The sequence below is a fragment of the Marinobacter aromaticivorans genome (assembly GCF_002806975.1).
GTDB lineage: Bacteria > Pseudomonadota > Gammaproteobacteria > Pseudomonadales > Oleiphilaceae > Marinobacter > Marinobacter aromaticivorans.
Window position 1 is genome coordinate 1 of sequence record NZ_NIHD01000012.1, and the last position, 25687, is coordinate 25687.

At 56.3% G+C, this 25687-nt stretch carries 22 protein-coding genes, 1 rRNA gene and 1 pseudogene; 15 read left to right on the top strand and 9 right to left on the bottom strand.

Features of this window, described 5'->3' with window-relative positions:
- Together CDH48_RS15215 and tyrS are read right to left on the bottom strand one after the other, a co-directional pair.
- Positions 1–66, bottom strand: a 16S ribosomal RNA gene (locus tag CDH48_RS15215); the annotation flags it as partial.
- Between the two features lie 367 nt (positions 67–433).
- Positions 434–1636, bottom strand: coding sequence for a tyrosine--tRNA ligase (tyrS, locus tag CDH48_RS15220; protein ID WP_100689598.1), 1203 nt, complete (start codon positions 1634–1636; stop codon positions 434–436).
- A gap of 302 nt (positions 1637–1938) precedes the next feature.
- Here tyrS and CDH48_RS15225 point away from each other — a divergent pair, with 302 nt between their 5' ends.
- Together CDH48_RS15225 and CDH48_RS15230 are read left to right on the top strand one after the other, a co-directional pair.
- Entirely contained in the window at positions 1939–3348 is a 1410-nt protein-coding gene (locus CDH48_RS15225; protein ID WP_100689675.1) for a peptidoglycan DD-metalloendopeptidase family protein, read from the top strand.
- 5 nt (positions 3349–3353) lie between these two features.
- Positions 3354–4451: an anhydro-N-acetylmuramic acid kinase gene (locus tag CDH48_RS15230; protein WP_100689599.1), complete on the top strand. Its 1098-nt coding sequence runs from the start codon at positions 3354–3356 to the stop codon at positions 4449–4451.
- A gap of 47 nt (positions 4452–4498) precedes the next feature.
- On the opposite strand, the gene erpA is transcribed toward CDH48_RS15230, so the two are convergent.
- From erpA to argC, 4 genes are all read right to left on the bottom strand, one after another.
- Positions 4499–4831, bottom strand: coding sequence for an iron-sulfur cluster insertion protein ErpA (gene erpA / locus CDH48_RS15235; protein ID WP_188437786.1), 333 nt, complete (start codon positions 4829–4831; stop codon positions 4499–4501).
- Between the two features lie 84 nt (positions 4832–4915).
- Positions 4916–5398, bottom strand: a complete 483-nt coding sequence (locus CDH48_RS15240; protein WP_100689601.1) for a bactofilin family protein — start codon at positions 5396–5398, stop codon at positions 4916–4918.
- Positions 5399–5400: 2 nt separating this feature from the next.
- Positions 5401–6141 (bottom strand): DUF6776 family protein, encoded by a 741-nt coding sequence (locus CDH48_RS15245; protein ID WP_100689602.1) that lies wholly within the window; start codon positions 6139–6141, stop codon positions 5401–5403.
- A 9-nt stretch (positions 6142–6150) separates the two neighbouring features.
- Complete coding sequence (gene argC, locus CDH48_RS15250) at positions 6151–7188, bottom strand: N-acetyl-gamma-glutamyl-phosphate reductase (protein ID WP_100689603.1); 1038 nt, start codon at positions 7186–7188, stop codon at positions 6151–6153.
- Between the two features lie 179 nt (positions 7189–7367).
- On the opposite strand from argC, the gene CDH48_RS15255 reads away from it, so the two are divergent.
- The 6 genes and pseudogenes from CDH48_RS15255 (at position 7368) to CDH48_RS15280 (ending at position 13619) form a co-directional block, all read left to right on the top strand.
- Positions 7368–9158: a chloride channel protein gene (locus CDH48_RS15255; protein ID WP_100689604.1), complete on the top strand. Its 1791-nt coding sequence runs from the start codon at positions 7368–7370 to the stop codon at positions 9156–9158.
- A gap of 3 nt (positions 9159–9161) precedes the next feature.
- Positions 9162–9584, top strand: a complete 423-nt coding sequence (hemJ, locus tag CDH48_RS15260; RefSeq protein WP_100689605.1) for a protoporphyrinogen oxidase HemJ — start codon at positions 9162–9164, stop codon at positions 9582–9584.
- A gap of 36 nt (positions 9585–9620) precedes the next feature.
- Complete coding sequence (gene thiD / locus CDH48_RS15265) at positions 9621–10385, top strand: bifunctional hydroxymethylpyrimidine kinase/phosphomethylpyrimidine kinase (RefSeq protein WP_227521113.1); 765 nt, start codon at positions 9621–9623, stop codon at positions 10383–10385.
- Entirely contained in the window at positions 10373–11041 is a 669-nt protein-coding gene (gene thiE, locus CDH48_RS15270) for a thiamine phosphate synthase (protein ID WP_198515513.1), read from the top strand. Before thiD ends, thiE begins: the two co-directional genes overlap by 13 nt.
- Before the next feature lie 15 nt (positions 11042–11056).
- A complete protein-coding gene (gene hemL, locus CDH48_RS15275; RefSeq protein ID WP_100689607.1) occupies positions 11057–12337 on the top strand; it encodes a glutamate-1-semialdehyde 2,1-aminomutase in 1281 nt (426 codons plus the stop codon).
- Between the two features lie 361 nt (positions 12338–12698).
- A pseudogene (locus CDH48_RS15280) lies at positions 12699–13619 on the top strand (lipase family alpha/beta hydrolase).
- Positions 13620–13675: 56 nt separating this feature from the next.
- On the opposite strand, the gene CDH48_RS15285 reads toward CDH48_RS15280, so the two are convergent.
- Positions 13676–14248 carry a tetratricopeptide repeat protein gene (locus CDH48_RS15285; RefSeq protein ID WP_100689608.1) on the bottom strand — a complete coding sequence of 191 codons (573 nt, stop codon included), beginning with the start codon at positions 14246–14248 and terminating at the stop codon, positions 13676–13678.
- Positions 14245–16575, bottom strand: coding sequence for a penicillin-binding protein 1B (gene mrcB, locus CDH48_RS15290; protein ID WP_100689609.1), 2331 nt, complete (start codon positions 16573–16575; stop codon positions 14245–14247). Before mrcB ends, CDH48_RS15285 begins: the two co-directional genes overlap by 4 nt.
- A 120-nt stretch (positions 16576–16695) precedes the next feature.
- Here mrcB and CDH48_RS15295 point away from each other — a divergent pair, with 120 nt between their 5' ends.
- Positions 16696–18273, top strand: a complete 1578-nt coding sequence (locus tag CDH48_RS15295) for a bifunctional aminoglycoside phosphotransferase/ATP-binding protein (RefSeq protein ID WP_100689610.1) — start codon at positions 16696–16698, stop codon at positions 18271–18273.
- Positions 18274–18347: 74 nt separating this feature from the next.
- Positions 18348–18734 (top strand): Rieske (2Fe-2S) protein, encoded by a 387-nt coding sequence (locus tag CDH48_RS15300; RefSeq protein WP_100689611.1) that lies wholly within the window; start codon positions 18348–18350, stop codon positions 18732–18734.
- On the opposite strand, the gene sfsA is transcribed toward CDH48_RS15300, so the two are convergent.
- Positions 18718–19449, bottom strand: coding sequence for a DNA/RNA nuclease SfsA (gene sfsA / locus CDH48_RS15305; protein WP_100689612.1), 732 nt, complete (start codon positions 19447–19449; stop codon positions 18718–18720). The two genes, CDH48_RS15300 and sfsA, sit on opposite strands and share 17 nt — an antisense overlap.
- A 180-nt stretch (positions 19450–19629) precedes the next feature.
- Here sfsA and dksA point away from each other — a divergent pair, with 180 nt between their 5' ends.
- From dksA to CDH48_RS15325, 5 genes are read left to right on the top strand one after another with little or no spacing between them, the layout of a single operon-like run.
- Positions 19630–20061, top strand: a complete 432-nt coding sequence (dksA, locus tag CDH48_RS15310) for an RNA polymerase-binding protein DksA (protein ID WP_100689613.1) — start codon at positions 19630–19632, stop codon at positions 20059–20061.
- 56 nt (positions 20062–20117) lie between these two features.
- Positions 20118–20993: a tRNA glutamyl-Q(34) synthetase GluQRS gene (gene gluQRS / locus CDH48_RS15315; RefSeq protein ID WP_100689614.1), complete on the top strand. Its 876-nt coding sequence runs from the start codon at positions 20118–20120 to the stop codon at positions 20991–20993.
- A gap of 49 nt (positions 20994–21042) precedes the next feature.
- Positions 21043–21219 carry a hypothetical protein gene (locus tag CDH48_RS19240; RefSeq protein ID WP_188437782.1) on the top strand — a complete coding sequence of 59 codons (177 nt, stop codon included), beginning with the start codon at positions 21043–21045 and terminating at the stop codon, positions 21217–21219.
- The gene (locus tag CDH48_RS15320; RefSeq protein ID WP_100689615.1) at positions 21209–24172 is read left to right on the top strand and encodes an ATP-binding protein; all 2964 of its coding nucleotides are present in this window, start codon (positions 21209–21211) and stop codon (positions 24170–24172) included. Before CDH48_RS19240 ends, CDH48_RS15320 begins: the two co-directional genes overlap by 11 nt.
- A 7-nt stretch (positions 24173–24179) precedes the next feature.
- On the top strand, positions 24180–25577 hold the full coding sequence (locus tag CDH48_RS15325) for a sigma-54-dependent transcriptional regulator (RefSeq protein ID WP_100689616.1): 1398 nt from the start codon (positions 24180–24182) through the stop codon (positions 25575–25577).
- Positions 25578–25687 lie beyond the last annotated feature (110 nt).

Here is a 25687-nt window from a genome sequence, read left to right on the forward strand (position 1 = left end):
CTCGACTTGCATGTGTTAAGCCTGCCGCCAGCGTTCAATCTGAGCCATGATCAAACTCTTCAGTTTAAATCATACAAGATCCGAAGATCTTTAATCTTGCTCAAGACAAAACTCAATTTTCGACGAGTCGCTGTCTTGGTATTTCCTGTCGAAATACTCCAGCCAGCGCCCACACGAATTACTTGGTCAATTTGTTAAAGAGCCGTTGAGCCGTTGCTCAATCAAGGTGGCGTATTCTACATCGATCCGCCGCCTTGTCAACCGTTTATTTGAAGAAAGTTAAACTCCGCTTTCTTCAATACTTTCAAACAGTTGCCCTTCCAGAATCACCCCGCCTCAGCGGTGCACCCCTCGAAGGAGATGCGCATTCTACAGACACCCGCAGAACTGTCAACGGGGTTTTTGAAATAAACTCAAAATTACCCAAAATCGGTCATGCAGTGATCAATACCCGGGCAATTTTCTTCTTTCCGGCCTGAATCACGCAGGTATCCCCCTCAACAAAAGTCCGGTCACCTTCAAACTTCTGGCCATCCACAAAAACCGCACCGCGCCCCAGAACATCCCGCGCAGCTGCTCCATTTTTCACCAATCCAGCCAAACGCAGCACAGAGGGCATAAGTATTTCCCGCTGACCATCCAGAGAAACCTCCACCTCCGGCACATTCTCGGGAATCTCTCCCAAAGCGACCCGGTTACCAGCAGACTTGTGAGCCGTCCGGGCTGCCTCTTCATTGTGGAAGCGGGTAATAATTTCCTCTGCCAGAAGTTTTTTGTAGTCCTGGGGATTTGCCCCTCCATCCACGGCACTCCGGAATTCATTCACCTCGGCCAGAGGCCTGAAACTCAGGAGTTCGAAGTAACGCCACAACAAATCATCGGGCACAGAAAGCAGCTTGGTATACATTTCTCCGGGAGAGTCGTTGACACCGATATAATTACCCAGGGACTTGGACATTTTCTGGACGCCATCCAACCCTTCCAGAATCGGCATGGTAATAACGACCTGGGGCGCCTGGCCGTAATGCCTCTGCAAAATACGCCCCATCAGAAGATTGAACTTCTGATCCGTACCACCCAGTTCAACATCTGCCTCCAGGGCGACAGAGTCGTAACCCTGAATCAATGGATAGAGGAATTCATGGATGGCGATAGACTGCTCTGCGCGGTAGCGCTTGGTGAAATCATCCCGCTCCAGCATGCGGGCAACCGTATACTGGCCCGCCAGGCGAATCATGTCCGCCGCGCTCAGCTTGCTCATCCACTCGGAGTTGAAAACCACCCGGGTTTTCTCACGATCGAGAATCTTGAACACCTGCTCTTTATAGGTAATTGCGTTCTGCGCAACCTGCTCATCTGAAAGCGGGGGCCGGGTAGCACTTTTACCAGACGGATCCCCGATCTTTCCCGTGAAATCGCCAATAAGGAAGATGACCTGGTGGCCAAGGTCCTGAAACTGCCGCAATTTATTGATGAGCACCGTATGCCCGAGATGGAGATCGGGGGCCGTGGGATCAAAACCTGCCTTGATGCGCAAGGGACGACCTTCTTTCAGCTTGGCAACCAGGTCTTCTTCCGGTATCAGCTCGTCTACGCCCCTTTTGATAATGGCCAGCGCTTCATCAATAGATGCCATGAATTATTCAACTCCAGTCAGTTTCACGAAATGATCAGTTACAGACTTCAACAAAAGAAATCTGTGAGTTACCCGGCGTCTTGCTACAGTGTAACTGCTCAGTTTTTAAACGAATCCGGGCATTGCGGGCGCGCTTATTATATCAACGCTGTCACAAGAAATCCGGCCAGCAGCGCAATAACCGTAATGTTTCAAGCTGTTCCACATGCTTTCTATGGGGTAATCTGTTGGTCTATACTTGAACAACAGCTTTAATTGGGTAGCACAAGCTGCCGGAATACCGATTAAAACGGATGCAACACGTGCTGAAAACGTTCCCGAAAACCCATATTACCATCGCCGCCGCTGCAACCGTGGTGGTAACTGCCGCTATTCTTATGAGCCCCAGCGCGGACGTTGAGGCCAAACGCATGTCCTACGCTCTGGATCTGGAGCAGGGCACAGCCTCAGAAATCATCTCGCAAAAGCCGCGACAAAAACAGGCTCGGACGCCTGAAAAGTCTGTTAAGTCTGAAAGCCAGCCTGAAGATACCGCTGCGGAAAGCGGCCCGGAAGTTGCTGAAAATACTCCGGAGCCGGCACCGGTTGAGTCAGAGCCCCGCCTGAAGTGGCAGTCCTTTGATATTGAATCCGGCGACACCTTGTCATCCCTGTTTAAAAAGGCCGGATTTAACGACGGCATGATGCTCTCCGTTATTCATGGTGAAGGAGAGGCTGACAAGATCCAGCGCCTTTACGCTGGTGAGACTATCCGTTTCGGGATCGACAGCGAAGGCGGGCTTGCTGCGGTTGAGCTCCAGCGCAACCTGCTGGAAACGTTGAAGATTGCCAGACAGGAAGGCACTTTCAGCGGCGAGACAGTAATACGGAAACCGGAGCCCAGGCCGGCATTTGCTTCCGGCACCATTGACGACTCTCTATACCTTGCAGCCCGTGACGCCGGGCTCAATGACAGGCTCACCATGAAGCTGGCAGGGATTTTCGGCTGGGATATCGACTTTGTTTACGATGTTCGTAAAGGTGACCGGTTTGAAGTGGTTTATGAGGAACTGTACCTTGACGGTGAAAAATTCGACACAGGCCGCATCCTCTCTGCCCGCTTTATAAACCGCGGCGAGGAGAATCTCGCGCTCCTGTACACCGACAGCAATGGCGAGAGCGACTACTACTCCCCTGACGGGAAAAGCATGCGCAAGGCTTTCCTGCGCACGCCCATCAGTGCCAGAGTTTCTTCTCCCTTCAACCTTCAGCGCCGCCATCCGGTGCTGGATGTTGTGCGCCCACACGAAGGAACAGACTATGCCGCACCACCGGGCACGCCAATCAAGGCTGCCGGTAATGGCCGGGTCCAGTTTGCCGGATGGAAAGGTGGCTATGGCCGAACAGTCGTCCTGAAACATGGCGACAACATAACAACCCTGTACGCACACATGAGCCGGATCGGCAAAGGCATCAAAAACGGCACGCGGGTAAAACAAGGTGAAACAATTGGCTATGTCGGTTCATCCGGCATGGTGACCGGGCCACACCTGCACTACGAATTCCGGTTAAATGGCTCGCCACGAAACTCGCGGACGGTAAAGCTGCCGGATGCCCAACCCATCCCTGCCACAGAAATGGTCCGCTTCAAAAAGTTTGCAGGGCAGCAGATCGCCCAGTTTGATGCGTTCAAGAAAAACTACCAGCACCTCGCCCTGGCCTCGGAAGACTGAGGCCCATGGATACCTGGATCGGGCTGATGTCCGGCACCAGCATGGATGGCATAGATGCCGTGCTGGTGTCCTTCCAGGACAAAATTGTTTGCATTCATGAAACACATTCCTCCCCTTACCCCGAAGACCTGCGTCATCGCCTGGAACTGGCCAGTCAAAACCAGGCCACGCCAGATGAAATCGGAGAGCTTGACACCCTGACGGGCACCCTCTTTGCGGATGCCGCTGAAAACCTGATCCGGAAATCCGGTATAGACAGGTCAACGGTTTCCGCTATCGGGAGCCACGGGCAAACCCTGCGTCATCAACCGTCAGGGCCCGGGCGCTTTTCTCTTCAGGTAGGCAACCCTGCGATCATTGCGGAAAAAACCAGGGTTACTACTGTGGGGGATTTCCGCAGCAGGGACATGGCCGCCGGCGGGCAAGGCGCCCCCCTGGTTCCGGCTTTTCACAAACATTTTTTCGGCTCTGAAAACGAAGATCGATGCATTCTCAACCTCGGCGGCATCGCCAATATCACCTGGATTCCTTCCAACCCGGAGAAGCCTGTAACCGGCTTCGATACAGGCCCGGCAAACGCCTTGATGGATGCCTGGTGCCAGGATCAGACAGGCCGCCCCTTTGATGAAGATGGCCAATGGGCCGAGGAAGGCATTGTTGATCAGGCCCTGCTGGGAGATATGCTTTCAGATGCCTACTTCGAACGGCCAGCGCCCAAAAGCACCGGAAAGGAAAAGTTCAATCTTCAGTGGGTTAAAACTATGGTGCAGCGGCATCCCGAAACCCGACCCGAAGATGTTCAGCGCACACTGCTGAAGCTTTCGGTGATAACAGCCGTGCGGCAAATCCCTCAATCCTTGCCTATGACAGTCTATGCCTGCGGGGGTGGAACCCGGAACCGGGTATTTATGAATGAGCTATCGCAGGCGCTTACTCCCGTTCGCTTGTTGAACACAGCTGAACTTGGTATTGACCCCCAGTGGGTAGAGCCAACCGCATTTGCATGGCTGGCCCGGCAAACGATCAACGGCAAACCGGGTAACCTTGCAGAGGCAACGGGTGCTTCCGGGCCGCGAATACTCGGGGCCATATACCCGGCCTGACACCGCAGGCTATCCCCGCTCTTCCAAACGCTATCGACCCTGGAATCTCAAATGGTAAACGAACTTCCACAACCACAGGTGGAACTGGCATTGGGATTTTGCACAACGAATTGGGAACCTTGCAGGCCTTCCTGATAATCAATGGTGGCTCCCACAAGGTATTGATAACTCATGGGATCTACCAGAAGAACGGCACCATCCCGCTCGATGACTGTGTCCTCGTCATCCTGAGTTTCGTCAAATGAGAACCCGTACTGAAATCCGGAACAGCCACCGCCTGTAACAAACACGCGCAGCTTCAGGCTCGGGTTGTCTTCTTCCTCAACCAGTTCACGTACTTTGTTGACCGCACTGTCACTGAAGAACAGTGGTGTTGCCATTTGCTGCTGAACTACACTCAAGTTCGCCTCCGGATTACCTGATAAGACCTGAGGGATTATGGTATTCCTGAGTAAAACAATCAACTATTCGGATTTTCCACCACCCTCTTCTTCCGCCAGCTCTCTGGCCTCTGCATCGGCTGAAGCATTCTCAGCCTCGTTGGTTGTGTTTTTTTCCTGGGTCAGCAGCGCCTTAGGTTCGCGTTGATGAACAAGATTGCCATTGACCGAGGAGCCCATCGCCATCTGGATCAGGTTGTAGTACACACTGCCATTAATGGCTGCCTTTTCCGCCAGTTCAAGATGCGCAGACGCATATACGTCTCCGTGAACCGTGCCGTTAATAATCACATGGGGCGCTGCTATATCACCGGTAATCTCGCCCACCTCGGAGACCCGCAAGACCGCATCACTGCCATCTTCAGCCAGTACTTTGCCACGAATACGGCCGTCGACATGCAGACCGCCGGAAAAATGCACATCACCCTCTATAGTCGTGCGTGATGAAATCAGCGTGTCGAAACTACCCGTGGGCCGGCGGGGCTTCTGTTTTTTTTTGCCAAGCATTGTCAGTTCTCCGTTAAATCATCCCAGTTGAATGTCCGTTCGGCCTGCGAGGATTTGCGCCCCTGAGCCTGCGCAACCACCTGCACTTCCAATGGTTCGAAGTCATCGGGCAGTGTCAGCTTGCCCTCTACATCCTGAAAATACCGGAAGCGGAATTTCACCCCGAGATCTTCTATGTCCTGAGAAAGGTCGCGCAAAGCGATAACTTCTTTCTCGTCATTGCGCATGCCGATGATATTAACCGCTACGACACCGGCAATATAACTTTTGTTATTGCCAACCTGGGTAAGCACCAGCTTGAAATTATAAACACCTGGCTGGCGATCACTGCCCAGCGAAAAGCGATCAACCTGTAAACCTTTACTGGTTTCCGAGGGCGCCATGATATTTTTATAGAACGTCAGGTCGGACTGCAGGGCACCAACACGGGTTTCCAGATCGACAATTATTTTCCTGGCTTCGTTCAGCGCCTGCTGATCAATCAGCTTGCCACGCTCGAGATTAACCAGTTGCTGCCGGGCATCCCGATAATTGCTTTCCAGCCTGGCAACCCTGTCTTTCAGTTGTTCGTTAGAGGCTTCAGCACTGGAAAAACGGAAACCGCCCTGAGCCAGACCCGCAGCGTAGCCCGCAGCTGCTGCCACAAGCGTCAAACTTACAAGAAGAGCTGCGCGCCTGAACCTGTAGCCCGGCCGGTGCCGGATAACCACATACTCCTCAGCCGGTTTGCGTTGTTCGCTCACTGACGTTCCTCAAGGCAGCAGTGCAGGTGCTTCAAGACCCAGCGTTTCCTTCAGACCAAACATGACATTCATGTTCTGGATTGCCTGGCCAGCAGCTCCTTTTACCAGGTTGTCGATAACCGACGAAATGATAACAATGTTGCTCCGCTCCTGGCGGTGCAGCGCCATACGGCAAAGATTGGCACCGCGCACACTGCGGGTTTCGGGATGGCTGCCGAAAGGCATAACATCCACAAACGGCTCGTTGCGATAGCGCCCTTCAAACAATGCTTGCAGCCGGTCAAAATCCGCAGGATTTTTCATCTCTGCATAAAGCGTTGCTTCAATACCGCGAATCATCGGAACCAGATGCGGCACAAACGTAACACCGATTTCCGTGCCCGCAGCCGCCGACAAACCCTGGCGAATTTCAGGCAAATGACGGTGTCCTGATGCGCCGTAGGCTTTAAAACTTTCACCTACCTCACCGTGCAGCATTCCGATTTTGCCCTGCCGGCCACCGCCACTGGCGCCGGATTTGGCATCCGCAATCAGCCGTGAAGGATCAACCAGCCCCTGCTCCAGCAAAGGCAGGAAACCCAGCTGAACGGCAGTCGGATAACACCCGGGGTTGGCAACCAACTGCGCCCTGGCTATTTCGTCGCGCACCACTTCAGGCAAACCATAAACCGCTTTTTCGACCCACTCCGGCGACTCATGGGGCATGCCATACCATTCGGACCAAACCTGTAAATCCTTGATACGGAAGTCAGCAGAAAGATCGACAACCCGCACACCGGATTCCATCAGCCCCGGGATCATTCGCATGGCAACCCCGTGCGGTGTTGCAAAAAACACCAGATCGCACGCCGCCAGCACACTGGCATCCGGCTCTGAGTATGCCAGATCAAAGTGCCCCCGGAGGTTCGGATACATATCGGCCACCGGCACTCCGGCTTCCGACCTTGAGGTAATGCAACTAACCGTTACTTCCGGATGAACTGCGAGAATTCTGAGGAGTTCGACGCCGGTATACCCGGTGCCACCCACGATACCTACTTTAATCAACTTTCACTCCAGCGAGGTTGGGTCAGGATGTTAAAAGCCATGCTCTGTAGCCTGGTAGCTTGATGGCCTAGTCTATCATGATAAACCAAGGACTTATTGCAGCTTGCAGGCCGACGGTTACAATGTTGTCAGAAATTCTCTGGCAAGCCATCCTCCTCCATACCGGAATACCGGCATACATGAAAAATACCTGGCATCGGATTAAAGAAAACCTGATGAGTACTTTCCCGGGCAGGCTCTCCGGCGTTGATTCGTTGCCCCAGCTTGCCATACTCGGTTTGCTGTCCGGCCTGGTTACTGGCGGCGTGATTCTGGTTTTTCGCCTGGCCATCGAGTGGCCCCTGGAACATTTCCTGCCAGGGGATGAATCGGACATTTTTGCATCAGAAACCTTTGAGAACCTGGATATTCTCACCCGGGGGTTGCTGCCACTTGCCGGCGCACTGGGCATTGGCCTGTTCCTACATCGCCTTGCAAACCAAGACCGCAAGGTCGGCGTTGTGCACGTTATGGAACGCCTGAATTACCATCAGGGCTACATTACTGCCAAAAGCGCTTTTATTCAGTTCATACTGGGCGTTACAACCGTTGTGTCCGGGCAATCGGCTGGCCGGGAAGGCCCTGCCGTGCATCTGGGCGCCGCGTTCTCAAGCCTCATGGGGCAATGGATGCGCCTGCCCAACAACAGCATACGCACGCTTGTGGCGTGTGGCTGCGCTGCCGCAATTTCCGCCTCGTTCAATACGCCCATCTCCGGAGTCATTTTCGCTATGGAAGTGGTGATGATGGAATATACCATTGCAGGCTTTACGCCGATCATTCTTGCCGCCGTAAGTGCGGCGGTTGTAACTCAGGTTGTATACGGAGCCGAACCGGCATTCAGCGTTCCGGCGCTGACCATGAACTCACTGCTGGAGATACCCTGGATACTGGTTATTGCGATTGTTATTGGTGTTGCTGCGGCGCTCTTTATCCAGTTGGTGGGTTCCATGGGCCGTTTCAGCCATCGCCCTGTTATGCTGCGGGTTATCACTGCGGGTGTGCTCATGGTTCCTGCCGCGGTTCTGGTACCCGAAACCATGGGCATTGGTTACGATACGGTCAATGCAACCATCAACGGTGAACTGGGTTTCTGGTTGTTATTGAGTGCCGGCGTCGTAAAAGTTGTCATTACCGCATTAACCGTCGGCCTGGGAATGCCCAGCAGTATTATCGGCCCCACCCTGTTTATGGGTGCAACCCTGGGCGGGGCCATGGGCCTTGTGGGCGCAGAGTTCATGCCGCAACACGCCTCATCGGTTGGTTTTTACGCCATGCTTGGCATGGGCGCGATGATGGGCGCCGTACTGCAGGCCCCCCTCGCCGCGCTGATGGCCTTGATGGAACTGACCCGCAATCCGAACATCATTCTTCCGGGTATGCTGATTATTACCACCTCGACACTGATCACCAGCGAGGCCTTTGGAAAAAAATCCCTGTTTCTGACGGTACTGAAAAGCCAGGGTCTGAGTTATCAGCATTCGCCGGTTATTCAGGCCTTGCGCCGGGTTTCCGTGGCCGCAATCATGGACAAAAGCATTCTGCGGATAGAAAGGCACCTGACTGTCGAAGAAGCCCAAAAGGCCCTGAAAGCCGGGCCCAAATGGCTGGTGGTAGAGGGCAGTAACGGCCCCACTGCACTGCTACCGGCGGTCGATCTGGCACGATATCTGGAAGACTCCGAAGAAATGGCTAAAGAGGAAAGCGAAGCGCCGGGCGAACTCATTGATCTGATACACATCCCGGCTAACCGCCGGGATATTGCGCCGGTACAATATCAGGCAACGCTCGAGGAGGCGCTGCATGAATTCGAAACCACCAGCGCCGAGGCTCTATACGTTCAGCGCCATGTAGCTCCAATGATTCAGCGGGTTTATGGTGTGGTGCTCAAATCCGATATAGAAAGTTATTACCAATACCGACGGAGCTGATCAATGCTGTGGGTCAAAGCCTTTCATATAATTTCACTGGTGTGCTGGTTCGCGGGCATTTTTTACCTGCCAAGACTGTTTGTCTACCATGCAGCCTGTGAGGATGAACCCGGGCGTGAACGTTTCAAGATCATGGAACGTAAGCTCTACAGGGGCATCACGACGCCTTCGATGATTGCCACCGTGATCTTTGGTGTCTGGCTGCTCAGCTATAACCTGCCCGGCTATTTCAGCCAGGGCTGGCTGCACGCAAAGCTTGTCCTTGTGGGGCTGTTGATTATCTATCACTTTTACTGCGGGCATCTGGTCAAAGTGTTTCGCGACGACCTGAACACCCGCAGCCATGTTTTCTATCGCTGGTTCAACGAATTGCCGGTATTCGTCCTGCTGGCCGTTGTGATTCTGGCCGTCGTAAAACCTTTCTAGGGAGCTTTAGCCATCAGACACTACACTCGCCCTCAGGTGCTTGTCCTATCCGGCCTGGACCCTTCTGGCGGAGCCGGTATCCAGGCTGATATCCAGGCCATTACCTCATTAGGCTGCCACCCGCTGCCGATACTGACCTGCCTGACTGTGCAGGACACCCGGAATGTTTACAGCGCCGAAGCTATCGACCCGGAGCTTATTCGCAAGCAACTCGACTGTATTGCCGGTGATGCGCCCATACATGCTGTTAAAACCGGCGCTCTGGGCAGCGCTGCGGTGGTGGATGTACTGGTGGAATTTCTGGGCAAATACCCGGATGTTCCTGTAATAACCGACCCCGTCATCAAGGCCGCCGGCGGCGGTGACCTGGCCGACGAAAACATTCTTGCGAGCATGAAAGAGCGGCTTTTCCCGCTGGCGGAAATGATCACTCCGAACGGTCTCGAACTGGCGCTTCTGGGTGAAAGTGACGACCCCGATGAAGCTGCGGCCCGGCTCATCGCCAACGGCTGCGCATCGGTGCTTGTCACGGGCGGGCACGGCACCGGTATTCACCTTACCAACACCCTGTACAACCATTTGTCTACGCCGATGTCCTGGGATATCGAGCGCATTGGCGGAGAATACCATGGCACCGGCTGCACGCTTGCAGCAGCAATTGCTGCCGGGCGGGCTCAGGGGCTTTCGGCCCGCGCCGCCATTTCGCAAGCGCAAAACTACGTACACAGAACCATTTTGCATGCACTTGAGGTGGGCAAGGGCCAGCCGGTTCCGGATCGGGGTATTCTGTGGGAGCGATGAGCACACGTGTTCCGGTCGGGCTTTACGCGATTACCGACAGCCGGCTTACGCCCCCGGCAACCCTGACCGCTTCCGTGGAAGCCGCCATTCGCGGCGGTGCGGTCATGATACAATACCGGGAAAAGTCCGCACCGGCGGCAGAACGCCTCGCACAGGCACAAAATCTGCAGTCCGTGTGTGCCAGCGCCGGCATTCCGTTGCTTATTAACGATGACCCGAAGCTGGCCAGGCGGGTAGGCGCGGCAGGCGTGCACCTTGGCCAGACAGACTGCAGCGCCGAAGAAGCACGTTATTTGCTGGGCGATGACGCCATCATCGGTATCACCTGCCATGCCGATCCTGTATTGGCAGAAGCAGCCGCCAACGCTGGTGCTGACTACCTGGCCTTCGGCCGGTTTTTTACATCATCAACCAAACCGGATGCGCCGGCAGCAGCGCCCGATATACTGGTTCAAGCGAAACGCCTTGGCCTGCCAGCTACCGCCATTGGAGGCATTACCACAGAGAACGGCGAGCTGCTCATACGGGCAGGCGCGGATCTTCTGGCGGTTGTCGGCGGGCTTTTCGGGGGCACCCCCGAAGCAATCGAACACAAAGCAAGAATATTCCAGAGGCTGTTTGCCAGCCATCACCCACTCTTTTCAATCCCCCGATAGCAGGAGCTCTCAAAAATGACGCACTCCGAAACCCTGTTCGAACAGGCCCAGAAGTACATTCCCGGTGGCGTTAACTCCCCGGTTCGCGCCTTCCGGGGCGTGGGCGGCACCCCGATCTTTTTCAAGCACGCTGAAGGCGCCTACCTGTACGACGAAGATGGCAAACGCTATATCGACTACATTGGCTCCTGGGGCCCCATGATCCTCGGCCATTCGGATAAACGCATCAAAGATGCCCTGCACGCCCAGGTGGATCTTGGCGTTGGTTACGGCGCTCCCACCTCCATCGAAACCGACATGGCGCGCAAGGTGTGCGAACTGGTGCCTTCGATTGATCTGGTTCGCATGGTGAACTCCGGCACTGAAGCCACCATGAGCGCCATTCGCCTTGCCCGTGGTTACACCCGCCGTGACAAGATTGTGAAATTTGAAGGCTGCTATCACGGGCACGTGGATTCACTGCTGGTGAAGGCCGGCTCCGGCGCCCTGACCCTGGGGGTTCCCAACTCGCCAGGAATACCCGCCAGCCTGGCAGAACTGACACTGACCCTGGATTTCAACGACATCGAGGGTGTGCGCGAAACCTTCAAAGAAATGGGCGACGAGATTGCGGCGATTATTGTTGAGCCGGTTGCCGGAAACATGAACTGCATCCCCGCAGCTCCGGGCTTTCTGGAATGCCTGAGGGAAGTCTGCGATGAGCACGGAACCGTGCTGATTTTTGACGAGGTAATGTCCGGGTTCCGGGTATCACTTGGCGGCGCCCAGGAACTGTACGGCGTCACTCCGGACCTGACCGCCCTGGGCAAGGTCATTGGCGGTGGCCTGCCTGTTGGCGCCTTTGGCGGCAAGCGGGAGATCATGGAACACATTTCTCCGCTTGGCCCGGTTTACCAGGCGGGAACACTCAGCGGAAACCCTCTGGCCATGTGCGCCGGTCTTACCACCCTCAACGTCATTTCAGAACCGGGCTTTCACGATCGCCTGACCCAAAAAACCCTGGCCCTGCGGGATGGACTCAAAGCCGCTGCTGATGAGGCCGGCATTGCGCTGACGGTCCAGGGCGCAGGCGCCATGTTCGGTCTGTTTTTCACCGAGGAACCCAGCATCACACGCTTTGACCAGGTCATGCGCTGCGACACCGAACGTTTCAAGAAATTCTTCCAGGGCATGCTGAAAGAAGGCATTTACCTTGCACCGTCTGCCTTCGAGGCTGGCTTCACCAGTGCTGCCTTGTCGGGTGATGATATCGCCGAAACGATCGCTGCAGCCAAAAAGGTCTTTGCAACACTTTGATTGCCGCAGCCTGATCAACCCTGACCCGCAAGGTCACACGCGCGGTTTACGGACCGGCGCCCGGCAAGCATTGCATAAAGGCATGTCTTGCCGGGCCAACCCGTGAGCCCTGTCACACTTTAACTCCCGCGGCAGCATGTTTGCCCCTTTAACCGTTGACTATACAGCCGCACTGATCAAATTATGGTCACGTATCCCTTGAGATGCTCTGACGGCGAACATCTAACAAAAACAACAGGGAAGTCAGCACACAGAGGTTCTGGGCCGAGTGTTACGGCGCAGGCATGGCGTATCTGGAGCAACCCGTTAGGTTGAGCCGCAGTTTGAACAACAAACACAACCTCAAACTGTAGGAAATACAATGAAACTCTGGATCAAAACACTCGCTCTGGTTGTGACCATAGCCTGGTCAGCCCCCTCCGCCGCCTGGTGGTGGAATTCCAAACCTGCAAATTATGCCGATACCCGGTACCCCGTAGTGCTGGTTCACGGCATGTTCGGTTTCGACTCTATTGTCGGTGTGGACTACTGGTACGGCATCGCAGAGGATCTGCGCAGAAATGGCGCGGATGTTTATACCACCCAGGTGCCCGCACTGGACAGCACGATTGCCAGGGGCGAAGCCCTGCTGCCACAGGTACAGGCCATTGCGGCCGTTCACGGCAAGGTCAATCTGATAGGCCACAGCCATGGTGGGCCAACAGCCCGCCACGTTGCCCGGGTAAGGCCGGATCTGGTGGCTTCGGTCACCTCCGTTGGCTCGCCCCACAAAGGCTCTGCGGTTGCCGACCTGATTGTCGGATCGCCTGCGAGTGGCCTTGCCGGCACCCTGGGTAATGCCCTTGGGGGCCTCATCGACCTGCTCTCAGGGGGCGGATACGATCAGAACATGGAAGCCAGCCTGCAGTCACTGACCAGCTAGGGCAGCGCGGAATTCAATAGTTTTGCGCCTGCAGGCATTCCGGCAAGCGCCTGCGGAGAAGGTGCCCATTCGGCAAACGGAGTACGATTCTATTCCTGGGGCGGTACCGGTGTTATTACCAACGTTCTGGACCCGTCTGACGCCCTGCTCGGCACCACCAGCCTGGCATTCGGTTCCAGCCAGAATGACGGTCTTGTAGAACGTTGCAGCAGCCGCTTCGGCAAGGTTATCCGGGATAATTACTTCATGAACCATCTTGATGAGGTGAATCAGACTCTGGGGCTGCACAGCCTGTTCGAGACGGACCCGAAAGCCGTCTTCAAACAGCATGCTAACCGGTTGAAGAACGCAGGCCTCTGAGCGCGGCGCGCGCCTGCCCGGCAAATGCCCGGCAGGCGCCTTCTATGCATTATTTACTAAAGGGCAGAGGCTCGCTCCTCAGCCTGGTTCGCTCCCGCCACGTTACCGCGCGCTCTGCGGATATCCGCCAGCAATAGCCAGCCTGCGCGCTGCAGCCGCGTGTCACTTCCCGCCAGGGACAATCCCTTGAGCGTAAACTGCTCTGCTGGGCCAAGCTGGCTGCCGGCCACATAGGCTTCCGACAGTTTGAAATATACCTCTGCGGATCTGGGTGCGATTCTCTGGGCACGCTCCAGCCGCACAATGGCACCCTGGACATCACCACGCTGCAAGAGCGTATCTGCTTCACGAACAAGGCCGAGAGCTGCCGGTGACAGCTCATCCCCGGCTTCACGATAACTCGGCTTGTTATTGCGTTCGGGCGGTTGCTCAGGCTCTGGGGCTTCAGTCTGTTCGCTTTTGCGCCAGACTCTGGCTTTGCTCTCATCGTCCACCGTCTGCGGAGGCTCCGGCGCACGGGACGAGCCGCCTGCGGGCACATAAATGGAGCCTCCCGGCCCGGATGCGCAACCTGCCAGCGTCAGAAGTGCGGCCAGCATGCTTGCGTTAAAAATACCTTGCCTACTCATTGGAACAGTCCTTCAAACCAGCCTCGAATTTTCCGCTCAAGGGTGCCGGAGCAGGACACTCTCTGTGTCGGCTCGCTACCCGAAATAAACGGCAGAAGGCGCGCATTATCGCAATACTCATCGGTTAGTGCCTGTTTTTCGGGATTTACCCAGTGATAACTCACCCCATCGGGCACCACGGGTGAAAACCCGTGTTGCGGTACCTGAGCCATAAACCGCGACCAAACCGGCAAGGCTCCGGTAGCACCGGTCAGCGCGGTTGGCCCATTGTCATCCCGCCCTACCCAGGCAACGGCCAACAAATCGCCGCTGAACCCGGCAAACCAGGAATCACGCCCCTCGTCGGTTGTTCCGGTTTTACCGGCCAGGGTCAGTTCCTTGGGAACCGTGTAGTAAGCGGAGCGCCCGGTGCCTTCCTGCATGGTTTCCTGCATGGCGTATTGCAACAGATGCACCGCTGCAGGGTCCGCCACCTGATCCACTTCAAGGCTGTATCGTGAAAGTGCCTCACCACCGGCGTCCGTCACCTCCCTGATGGTTCGCAACGGCGTGTTAAACCCGGATGTGGCCAGCCCCTGGTAGATCTGGGCGACGGTTACCGGGCTCATGGCAACAGAACCCAGTAGCATCGAGGGATACTCGGATATGGGCGAAACCACGCCGAAAGCGCGCAGGGTCTCACGTACCGCGGGAACACCAACATCCAGACCGACCCGCACCGCAGGCAGATTGTAGGATCTGGAAAGGGCCCGGTGCAGAGGTACTTCGCCCCGTTCCTCACCATCGTAGTTCTTAGGCTGCCAGCGCCGCCCGTCATCGAATTCCAGGGTGAACGACTTGTCCAGCACCGGTGTCATAAGGGTGTAACGATCAGGCTGCTCCAACGCGGTCAGGTAGGTAAACGGCTTGATCAGCGAACCAATCGGGCGGTTGGCATCCAGAGCGCGGTTGAATCCGGCAAACTGCGGGTCTTTTCCGCCAACCAGCGCCAGAACTTCACCGGTATCCTTGGCGGTGACCACCAATGTCGCCTCCAGCGCTTTGGCGGTTTCTCCGCGCGCCAGCCTTGGCAGGGTGTCGGTAACCGCGTATTCGGCAGCATACTGAATGGCAGGGTTCAGCGTGGTAAAAATGCGAAGACCCTCGCTGCGCAAATCCTCTTCTTTGTAGTCCCGCGCCAGGTGCCGCCGGACAAGATCGATATAGGCAGGGTAGCGGTTCTCCGAATACGAGGGTTTGGCGCTAACCCCCAATGGCAAACCGCGAGCACGGGCGGCTTTCGAGGGATCCACAAGGCCTGCATCTTCCATTTCGCTAATCACCAGATTACGGCGTTTTGTCGCCCGTTCCGGATGCCGTCGCGGATTGTAATAGCTTGGTCCTTTCACCATACCCACTAACAGGGCGATCTGGTGCACATCCAGGTCTTTCAGGGACTCACCGAAGTAAAACTGACTGGCCAGCCCGAATCCGTTAATGCTGCGGGTGCCTGCCTGGCCCAGATAAACCTCATTCAGATAGGTTTCCAGTATGTCGTCTTTTTCGTAATGCAGTTCCAGCAGAATCGACATCAGGGCTTCATTGCCCTTGCGCAGCAGAGTCTGGTCGCGGGTCAGGAAAAAGTTTTTTACCAGTTGCTGGGTCAGGGTACTGCCGCCCTGCACAATTTGCCCGGCGCGCATATTGGCCAGCATGGCACGGCCAATAGAGAGCGGCGCAATTCCAAAGTGGTCATAGAACTTCCTGTCCTCCACTGCCATCAGGGTCGCCGGCAGCAGGGCCGGCACTTCTTTCAATTGCACCAGAATGCGGTCTTCCTTGTGCGCCGGGTATATTCCGCCAATGCGTGCCGGCTCCAGCCTCACAATCGCGGCCTCGTCACCGGCGGTCACAGAAAAGTCCTGAACCCGGTCACCGTAAATGTTGAGAGACAGCCTGCGCCTGGGCTCATCGCCATCGGGAAACCGGAACCCCCGGGTGCTGATTATAAAATGACCGCCATTGCGCCGATAACTACCGGGCTTGACGCCATCACCTTTGCGATAACCGGAAAGCGCCAATTCCCGCTCCAGTGCCCCGGAACTCACACCTGCGCCGTCATAAAGCTCCAGGGGCCGCGCATACACCCGCGAGGGTACTTCAAAACGCCTCCCCTCAAACCGGGAAGTAACAACTGCGTCGAGGTACACCATCCAGCAGGCAAGCAGCACAAGGCAAACCGCAGAAACACGTAAGAACAGTTTCCAGAACCGGGAGCGGCGCCCACCCCGACGGTTTTTGCTTTTGGATTTTCTATTGGGCTTTGAAGAAGATCTGCTTTTTTTCATGGGCGGATTATAACGAAGCCTGCACAACATAAGGCAGGCCAAGTATGTGTTATTTCTGTAACCTGCCCGTTATGATAGGGCAATAAAAATCAATGAGTTCAGGGAAGCGAGGAGCGCACCGTGAGTGAAACATCCCAAGGCAATCTGCTACTGGCACTGCAAAACCCCGCGTTGTACTACCATCCGGTGGATGGGTTCCAGATTATCGAGACCCACATCTCCCAGATACTTCTGACCGGTCAGTATGCCTATAAGATCAAAAAGCCCGTGGATTTCGGATTTCTCGACTTCTCGACACTGGAGCGTCGCAAGCATTTTTGCGAGGAAGAGCTGCGCCTCAATCGCCGCCTCGCGGAGCCACTATACCTGGAGGTGCTCCCGATTACCGGAAGGCCAGAGAAACCCGTTATCGGCGGTGAGGGCGAGCCGTTTGAGTACATACTGAAAATGCGCCAGTTCCGCCAGAACCAGTTGTTTGACCAGCAACAGGAAGCCGGCACGCTGAAGCCGGAGCTGCTTTGCAGCCTGGCGCGGCAGGTGGCTGAATTCCACGACAGCCTGGAACCCATAGCCGACGACAAGCCCATGGGCACGCCCGAGGCCGTGTACGCAGCCATGCAGGAGAACTTTGACCAGATCCGACCGCTCATTAGCGACAACACCCTGCTTCGCCAGCTCGATAACCTCGAGGCCTGGACCCAGACCACCTTCGAACGGCACCGGGATTTGATTGCAAAACGGCGAAGCGATGGTTTTGTACGTGAGTGCCACGGTGATCTGCATCTTGCAAACATCACCGTATACAACGACGAGGTTACGGTTTTTGATTGCATCGAGTTCAGCGAGCCGTTTCGCTGGATTGATGTCATTAACGACCTGGCGTTTTTGCTGATGGACCTGGAGTCCCGGCGCGAACCTGCTCTGGCGAACCTGGTTCTTAACACCTACCTTGAGTACCGCGACGACTTTCAAGCCCTGCCATTACTACCCCTTTACAAGGCATACCGGGCGATGGTGCGGGCAAAGATAGCCCTGCTCACCCTGGGTAACCCCGCTCTGAGCCAGGACGAAAAAGACAGGCTGATGCAGCTTTATCGTGACTATACCCAGCTTGCCGAAGGCTACAGCAGCATCCCCAACCGCTACCTGCTGGCAACCGTGGGTTTGTCCGCCAGCGGCAAGACCTGCGTCAGCGCCGCCATGGCAGCAGAGCTTGGCCTTATCCGGCTGCGCTCGGACGTTGAGCGTAAAAGACTGCATGGGCTGGCTCCACTGGAAAGCAGTCAGTCGCCCACCGGAGGCCACCTGTACTCGGAGGAAGCCAACGAAAAGACCTATCAGCGCCTGGCCAGCCTGGCCAGTGATCTCCTCGCTGGCGGCATGTCGGTTATCGTGGATGCCGCCTGCCTGAAAGAAAAAGAGCGGGCATTGTTTGCTGCAGTTGCCGAAAGCCAGGGTGTGCCATTTGCCCTGATTCACTGCGACGCGCCGGAAGAACTGCGCAAGCAGTGGATACGCAAACGCAAGGGCGATGCGTCAGAGGCAACAGAGGAACTGCTGGATGTCCAGAAAGACTGGTTTGAACCCCTCACAAGCGAAGAGAAAAGTCACACAATTCACCTGCGCAGCGATCAGGAACGTGTGGCAGAAGCGGTTGCAGACCGGATAAGACAACATTTTGGCCTGAGCGCCGGGTAAAAATGCCTTCCAATAGCCTGAAAACCGTTCTGGTCGGCGTTACTCGCTGACACACCCGAACAGAGCCTCTATTAATGACAGACAGACGAAAGAACCCATGGCTACCAGTATGCGACAAGCAAGCGCTCGAGGCTGGCCAGTTTGTAGAGTTCGCGTTAATCACGGCAGAACAGGAAAGCGGGAAAAATGCCGACACTCTGCCACCAACAGGCTTTGTGTTTCTGGATGGCAACACCCCCAGAGCGTATCTCAACCGCTGCCCCCACATGGGCGTTGAACTGAACTGGATGCCGGGCCGCTTCATGGACACCGACAATCTGTTTCTTCAATGCTCCACGCACGGTGCCCTGTTCAAGCCGGGGAACGGAGAATGTATTGCCGGACCCTGCCAGGGCGATGCGCTCACTGCCCTGGACGTGCGCGAAATCGGGGGATCTCTGGAAGTCAGACTTCCAGAATGACCGGGACAGACTCGCCCAGCGTCATGTCGCCAGTTGGATTGCCGTCATCGCGCCCCAGATTTGCCCGGTAGGCCAGAACCTCAACGCCGGCATCGCACGCCCGCCGCAGCAGTTGGCCATAGTGGGGATCAATATGGTCCGCAGGGCGTACCGCCTCTATCCCGGTATGATTCACCACAAAAAACAGCACGGCTCTGTCGCCAAGTTCCACCTGAGCCATCAGCTCCCGCAGGTGTTTCTGGCCGCGGGTTGTCACCGCATCCGGAAAGAAGCCCTGGCCGGCTTCCGCAAGGGTTACGTTTTTTACCTCTACCCAGGCATCCGGCGCTGAATGATGGCCAGAGAGCAGCAGATCAATGCGGCTTTTTTCCTCGCCATATCTAACTTCTGTGCGGCAGTGCGTGTAGCCGGTCAGCTCCGCGACCCTGCCTGCTTCAATGGCGTTACGAGCTTGAGCGTTAGGCCTGGCCGTGTTAACACAGGCCAGCTTGCCCGGTGAGGTTTCAACAAGCTCCCAGGTGTAGGGCAGTTTACGCGCAGGATTCTCGCTGCGGCTCAGCCATACCCGGCCATCCGCGGGCTGGCACCCAAGCATGGAGCCGGTATTCGGGCAATGGGCGGTTACCTCTGTTCCGTCCGACAGGCGCACGTCCGCAAGAAACCGTTTATAACGGCGAATAAGTCGCCCCTCAATCAGGGGTTCAGGAAACTTCATAAGCTCTCCGAATGCAAAGTGGGTATCACAGGGCTGGCACCCCCGTGACTAATCTGCTATTTTCCGCCAAATCCCGTTTCAGGACGACCGCTTCATCCAGAGTATGGCCGCGCCGCAACGGGGGCTGGCGCGCAGGGAAGCCAAGTGTCCTTGTGAAGCATAAAAAAGAGGCCGGGTTCAATGGTAAACACAGCAAACGAACGTTTCACCAACTTCACCCCTTACAACATGAAGAAGGGTGAAGAATACATGAGTGCCGACATGCTGGAGCACTTCAAGGAGCTGCTGATGCAATGGAAGCAGGAGCTCATGGAAGAAGTGGACCGCACTATGCACCACATGCAGGAAGATGCTGCAAACTACGCAGATCCCAGCGACCGCGCAACCCAGGAAGAAGAATTCAGCCTGGAACTACGCACCCGCGACCGCGAGCGCAAACTGATCAAGAAAATTGACCAGACTATCGATCGTATCGATAAAGACGACTATGGCTATTGCGACCAGTGCGGTGTTGAAATCGGCATCCGGCGCCTTGAAGCGCGCCCGACCGCAACACTGTGCATTGACTGCAAGACTCTGGCCGAGATACGCGAGCGCCAGACTGGCATCTGAGGCGGCAGCCCCTACCTGGCCGGCTATAAAACAAGCCGGCCAATATCCCCTGACCTATGACCATTCAGAGCCGTTACAGGGGGCGTTTTGCGCCCTCACCCACCGGGCCGCTGCACTTTGGCTCGCTTGTTACAGCTCTGGCGAGCTATCTGGAAGCAAACTCACGCCATGGACAATGGCTGGTGCGTATTGAAGATCTCGACCCCCTCCGGGAACCGCCCGAGGCCACCGGCGAAATCCTCAACAGCCTTGACGCCCACGGCCTGTTTCCAGACGAACCGGTGTGCTTCCAGTCCCGGCGCCATGACGCCTACCAGGAGGCTATAGAGCGCCTGCTGGGTAGCGGCCGGGCCTATCGCTGCAGTTGCTCCCGCAAACAACTTCAGGCCAATAACGGCCGGCATCCGCAGAATTGCAGAAACAGGCACTTTGCAACACTGGATGAGCCATTCGCCATCCGCTTTGCTCTGGATGATGAGCAAAGCCGGTGGCAGGACCAGCTACTGGGCCCGCAGCAACAGGTTGTTCGGGCCGAAATCGACGACCCTGTGATTTTGCGCAAGGAAGGCTTTTTCGCCTATCAGCTTGCTGTGGTGGTCGATGATATCGAGCAGGGCATTACAGATGTTGTGCGCGGCTCAGACCTGCTGGATATGACTGCCCAGCAAATCCAGATTTACCGGGCGCTGGATGCGACTCCACCACGCTGGCTGCATATCCCTGTAATCCTTAACGAACAGGGACAAAAACTCAGCAAGCAGAACCATGCCCCGGCGCTGGATGACGCTACGCCGGTAAACAATCTGTTCGCGGCATTAAACGCACTGAACCAGCAGCCACCGCAATCCCTGCTGGCGGGGTCAGTGGACCAGCTTCTGGAATGGGGCTGCAAGCACTGGAAACGCAGAGCCGTTCACCTGACACGCCGCTAGCGGTCGTGGTATAAAGCCCTTACAAACTTCAGAGCGGATCGCACGCCGGATGTATATCTATCGCCTGGTTTTTCTTCTGGTTCTGGCCATCTATATTTTTTCACCCAATATTCTCGACTGGTGGACCTCTCCCGGCAACGCCTGGTACAGCCCTTTCATAATCTGGGCCGGGCTTATTGCCATTGGTTTCTGGCTGGAGTGGCGGCGGGACCCCAATGAGTTTTAGTGCGTCCGGGCTGCTATTCGCCAGCCTGCTGTACCTGATCCTCCTGTTCGGCATTGCCTGGATCACAGAGCGCGGCACGATACCGCGCCACTGGGTGCGCCACCCCCTGGTTTACACGCTCAGCCTGGGTGTATACGCCGGCATATGGGCGGTCTATGCTGCTGTGGGTATGGCTGCTGAGTCCGGTTACGGATTTCTGGCCTACTACCTCGGCATCAGTGGCGCCTTTTTACTGGCACCTGTGTTGCTCAACCCCATTATGCGGATTGGCCGCGCGTATCAGCTAACCTCCCTGGCCGATCTTTTTGCCTACCGGTATCGCAGCCAGTGGGCAGGAACACTGGTTACCCTTTGCTCCGGCGGCGCCATCCTGTCTCTGCTGAGCATGCAGATACAGGCGGTCTCAACATCCGCCAGCATTCTTGCACCCGACACCTCACCACACCTGATCAGTATCATGTTCAGCATCATTGTTGTGCTGTTCGCCATGCTTTTTGGTGCCCGCCGCAACCAGGAGATGGAGAATCACCCAGGGCTGGTGCTTGCCATTGCCTTCGATTCGCTGGTCAAACTGGCAGCCTTGCTGGTGCTTGCCGGCGTTATTCTGTTCGCGGTATTCGACGGCATGGGCGGCCTGGAGGCCTGGCTTGCCGGCAATACCACCCCGGCAACCACCATGTCTCTGAGCATCGACGATGGCAGCTGGCGCGCGCTGATGCTGATGTCTTTTGCAGGAGCGCTGGTGTTACCGCACATGTACCACATGACCTTCAGCGAGAGCCCGTCGCCAAAAGCGCTTGCGAAAGCCAGCTGGGGCCTGCCACTTTATCTGCTGCTATTGGGAATACCGGTGCCGCTGATTCTTTGGGGCGGCCAGGAACTGGCGGTAACCACTGGCCCCAACTTTTACACACTGGGTATTGCCCAGGCACTGGAAAGCCCGGCACTGACTTTGTTCATGTACATTGCGGGGCTTTCGGCCGCCAGCGGGTTGATGATTGTAAGCACCCTGGCCCTGGCAGGCATGGTTCTCAACCATGTGGTCCTGCCCCTGAAAACGCCGAAGGACCAGGGCGACATCTACCGGTGGCTGCAGTGGGTCAAGCGCATGCTGATTGCCGCCATCATTATGCTGGCACTGCTGTTCCACGAAACCCTTGGTAAAAACCTGGACCTGTCCATTCTGGGAGCCATCTCCCTTGCCGGAACCCTGCAACTGCTGCCCGGTGCCCTCGGCGTCATATACTGGCCTGAGGGTAACCGCCGCGGGTTAATTGCCGGGCTGATTACGGGGCTGGTTATCTGGCTTGTCACTCTGGTACTGCCTTTCTCCCACACCGCCAGTCTGCTGGACTGGCTGAACGCACCAATAGTTCCGGATTACAGCAACTGGCATATATTCACATTTGTCAGCCTGACCGCAAACGTATCGGTATTTGCGTTGATCTCGGTGCTCAGCACCAGCACCAGTGAGGAAACCAGCGCTGCCCAGGCCTGCTCCATGGGCGCTCTGTCACGCCCGCAAAGGCGTGAATTGCTGGCGAGTTCGTCCGCAGATTTTGTGCGCCAGTTGGCGGAACCCCTGGGCTTTGATGTGGCCCGGCGCGAAATTGAACGGGCCCTGTCACAACTGAAGCTACCGAGTGTCGAGTATCGCCCTTATCAGCTCAGGCGCCTGCGCGACCAGGTTGAAATCAATCTCTCCGGATTACTCGGGCCAGCTGTTGCCCGGGACATGGTTAAACGTAACCTTGGCTTCAAACCTCTGGCACGGGGCGGCACCGCTCAGGATATACGCTACGTTGAGCGTGCCCTGGGAGAGTATCAGAACCGGCTAACCGGGTTGGCCGGCGAACTGGACAACCTGCGCCGGCATTACCGCCAAACGCTTCACAACCTTCCGATCCCGGCCTGTTCCGTTGGCGAGGATGGCGAAATCCTGATGTGGAACCAGGCCATGGAAGAACTGACCGGCATCACCGCCGATGACGTTGTGGGAGCCAGGCTGATGGCTTTGCCCGATCACTGGCATCACCTGCTGGATGATTTCAACAGCGGAGCGGACCTGCACCGTTACAAACACCGGCTGGATCTGAAAGGCCGACCGCACTGGCTGAACCTTCACAAGGCAGCACTGAGTGGCCCCGACCACCCGGATGGCGGCAGCATCATACTGGTGGAAGACCAGACTGAGACCCGGCTACTGGAAGATGAATTGATGCACAGTGAGCGGCTGGCATCCGTTGGCAGGCTGGCAGCCGGTGTTGCCCATGAAATCGGCAACCCGGTAACCGGCATTTCCTCTCTGGCCCAGAACCTCAAGCTTGAGACCGACAACCCGGACATTCTGGAAACCGCGGACCAGATCCAGCAACAGACCCGTCGTATATCCACTATTCTGCAATCACTGATGAACTTTGCCCGCACGGGTAACCACGCCCAGGCGAACCGTTACGAGCCGGTGAGCATCCGTCGATGTGTGGATGAATCCAGCAACCTGCTGTCTCTCAGCAGCGAAGGAATGGGCATTCACTACATTAACGACTGCCCGGAGACCCTTCAGGTTCTGGGTGATGAACAGCGGCTTGTGCAGGTGTTCGTCAACCTTCTGGCCAACGCCCGGGATGCCTCCCCGGTAGGTGGCTCCATTCGGGTGACTGGCCAGCAAGACGGCTACTCGGCTATCATCGAGGTTGTTGATCAGGGCTCGGGCATTCCCGTGGACAAGCTTGATCACGTTTTCGAGCCCTTCTACACCACCAAGGCACCAAACAAGGGAACGGGTCTTGGTTTATCGCTGGTATACAGCATTATTGAAGAACACTATGGCAACATTCAGGTCGAAAGCCCTGCCGACCCGGAGACCGGAGCCGGCACCCGCGTTCGACTGAAGCTGCCTGCTTATGAGCCGGAGGTCGCCAGCTCCGCCACCCGACCGAATGACAGATCCTGAGACTGCTATGCCCCGTATTCTGATCGTGGAAGATGAAGACATTATTCGCTCCGCTGTTCGCAAGCTGTTGCTGCACGCAGGGTATGAGGTTGACGATGTCGGTTCGGTAGAAGAGGCCGAGCAGAACCACGATCCTGACCAGTTTGACCTGATTATTTCCGATCTGCGCCTGCCCGGTGCCGCCGGCACAGAACTGATCAACCGGGCACCAAACACGCCCGTGTTGATCATGACCAGCTACGCCAGCCTGCGCTCGGCAGTGGATTCCATGAAAATGGGAGCCGTGGAATACATAGCCAAGCCTTTTGACCATGACGAAATGCTGGCTGCGGTGGAGAGCATTCTGGCCCGCACCATGTCTGCAACCCCCGAGCGCCAGGGTGAAACAGGCTTACCGTCAGAAAATGGAGACCCTGCTAGCATCATGTATGGCCAGTGCGAGGCCATGCAGCGCGTATTCACATTGATCCGAAAAGTGGCGCCGACAGAAACAACCGTGCTTGTACAGGGGGAATCCGGCACCGGTAAGGAACTGGTGGCCCGGGCACTACATCTTTTAAGCCCTCGCGCTGCCAAACCACTGATCTCGGTAAACTGTGCCGCTATCCCGGAAAGCCTTATTGAATCCGAATTGTTCGGCCATGAGAAAGGCGCCTTTACCGGCGCAGTATCCGCGAGAACCGGCCTGATCGAGGCTGCGGATGGCGGCAGCCTTTTCCTCGATGAAATCGGTGAACTGCCTGCTGAAGCACAGGCCCGCCTGCTGCGTGTATTGCAGGAAAGCGAAATCCGCAAGGTGGGTTCAACCCAGAGCCGGAAGGTAAACGTGCGCATGATCGCCGCAACCCACCGCAATCTCAAAGCAATGACCCGCACGGGCGAGTTCCGGGAAGACCTCTACTATCGCCTGAACGTGATGCAGATACGTATTCCGCCTCTGCGGGAACGCCAGAGCGATATTCTGGGGCTGGCCCGGCGCTTCCTGGCCAGACTGGGGGAAAAAGTGGGCAAACCCAACCTGAACCTCAGCCCCGAGGCCATGCGGGCACTTGAACGGCACCGATGGCCCGGTAATGTGCGGGAACTGGAAAACGCGATCGAGCGCGCCAGCATTCTATGTGACGGCGATGTTATTACACCGTCCCTGCTGGATCTCGACAGTGAAGACGGTGACGAGTACATCCCGGAGACCCTGGTAGAAGGTAACCACCAACAGCTCCCGTCCCGCGATGCAGACAGCGCCAATGATCTGTCGCTGGAAGATTATTTCCAGCATTTTGTGCTTGAAAACCAGGACCGCATGAGCGAGACCGAACTGGCTCAAAAACTGGGCATTAGCCGAAAATCCCTTTGGGAGCGCCGCCAACGCCTTGGGATTCCCCGCAAGAAAACCTCAGGAAACTGACACCGCCAGTATAAACCGGGCTGCCGGCCTGTAATGGATGCGGGAAAACCATGAACCATGACTCAGCTGTTACCGCATGTTCCTCTTGGTAACACTTACCAGAAAAATCG

Coding starts and splice junctions, on each gene's coding strand:
- tyrS (WP_100689598.1), bottom strand. CDS start 1,636: ATGGCATCTATTGATGAAGCGCTGGCCATTATCAAAAGGGGCGTAGAC.
- CDH48_RS15230 (WP_100689599.1), top strand. CDS start 3,354: ATGGATACCTGGATCGGGCTGATGTCCGGCACCAGCATGGATGGCATA.
- erpA (WP_188437786.1), bottom strand. CDS start 4,831: ATGGCAACACCACTGTTCTTCAGTGACAGTGCGGTCAACAAAGTACGT.
- CDH48_RS15240 (WP_100689601.1), bottom strand. CDS start 5,398: ATGCTTGGCAAAAAAAAACAGAAGCCCCGCCGGCCCACGGGTAGTTTC.
- CDH48_RS15255 (WP_100689604.1), top strand. CDS start 7,368: ATGAAAAATACCTGGCATCGGATTAAAGAAAACCTGATGAGTACTTTC.
- hemJ (WP_100689605.1), top strand. CDS start 9,162: ATGCTGTGGGTCAAAGCCTTTCATATAATTTCACTGGTGTGCTGGTTC.
- hemL (WP_100689607.1), top strand. CDS start 11,057: ATGACGCACTCCGAAACCCTGTTCGAACAGGCCCAGAAGTACATTCCC.
- CDH48_RS15285 (WP_100689608.1), bottom strand. CDS start 14,248: ATGAGTAGGCAAGGTATTTTTAACGCAAGCATGCTGGCCGCACTTCTG.
- mrcB (WP_100689609.1), bottom strand. CDS start 16,575: ATGAAAAAAAGCAGATCTTCTTCAAAGCCCAATAGAAAATCCAAAAGC.
- CDH48_RS15300 (WP_100689611.1), top strand. CDS start 18,348: ATGACAGACAGACGAAAGAACCCATGGCTACCAGTATGCGACAAGCAA.
- sfsA (WP_100689612.1), bottom strand. CDS start 19,449: ATGAAGTTTCCTGAACCCCTGATTGAGGGGCGACTTATTCGCCGTTAT.
- dksA (WP_100689613.1), top strand. CDS start 19,630: ATGGTAAACACAGCAAACGAACGTTTCACCAACTTCACCCCTTACAAC.
- gluQRS (WP_100689614.1), top strand. CDS start 20,118: ATGACCATTCAGAGCCGTTACAGGGGGCGTTTTGCGCCCTCACCCACC.
- CDH48_RS19240 (WP_188437782.1), top strand. CDS start 21,043: ATGTATATCTATCGCCTGGTTTTTCTTCTGGTTCTGGCCATCTATATT.
- CDH48_RS15320 (WP_100689615.1), top strand. CDS start 21,209: ATGAGTTTTAGTGCGTCCGGGCTGCTATTCGCCAGCCTGCTGTACCTG.
- CDH48_RS15325 (WP_100689616.1), top strand. CDS start 24,180: ATGCCCCGTATTCTGATCGTGGAAGATGAAGACATTATTCGCTCCGCT.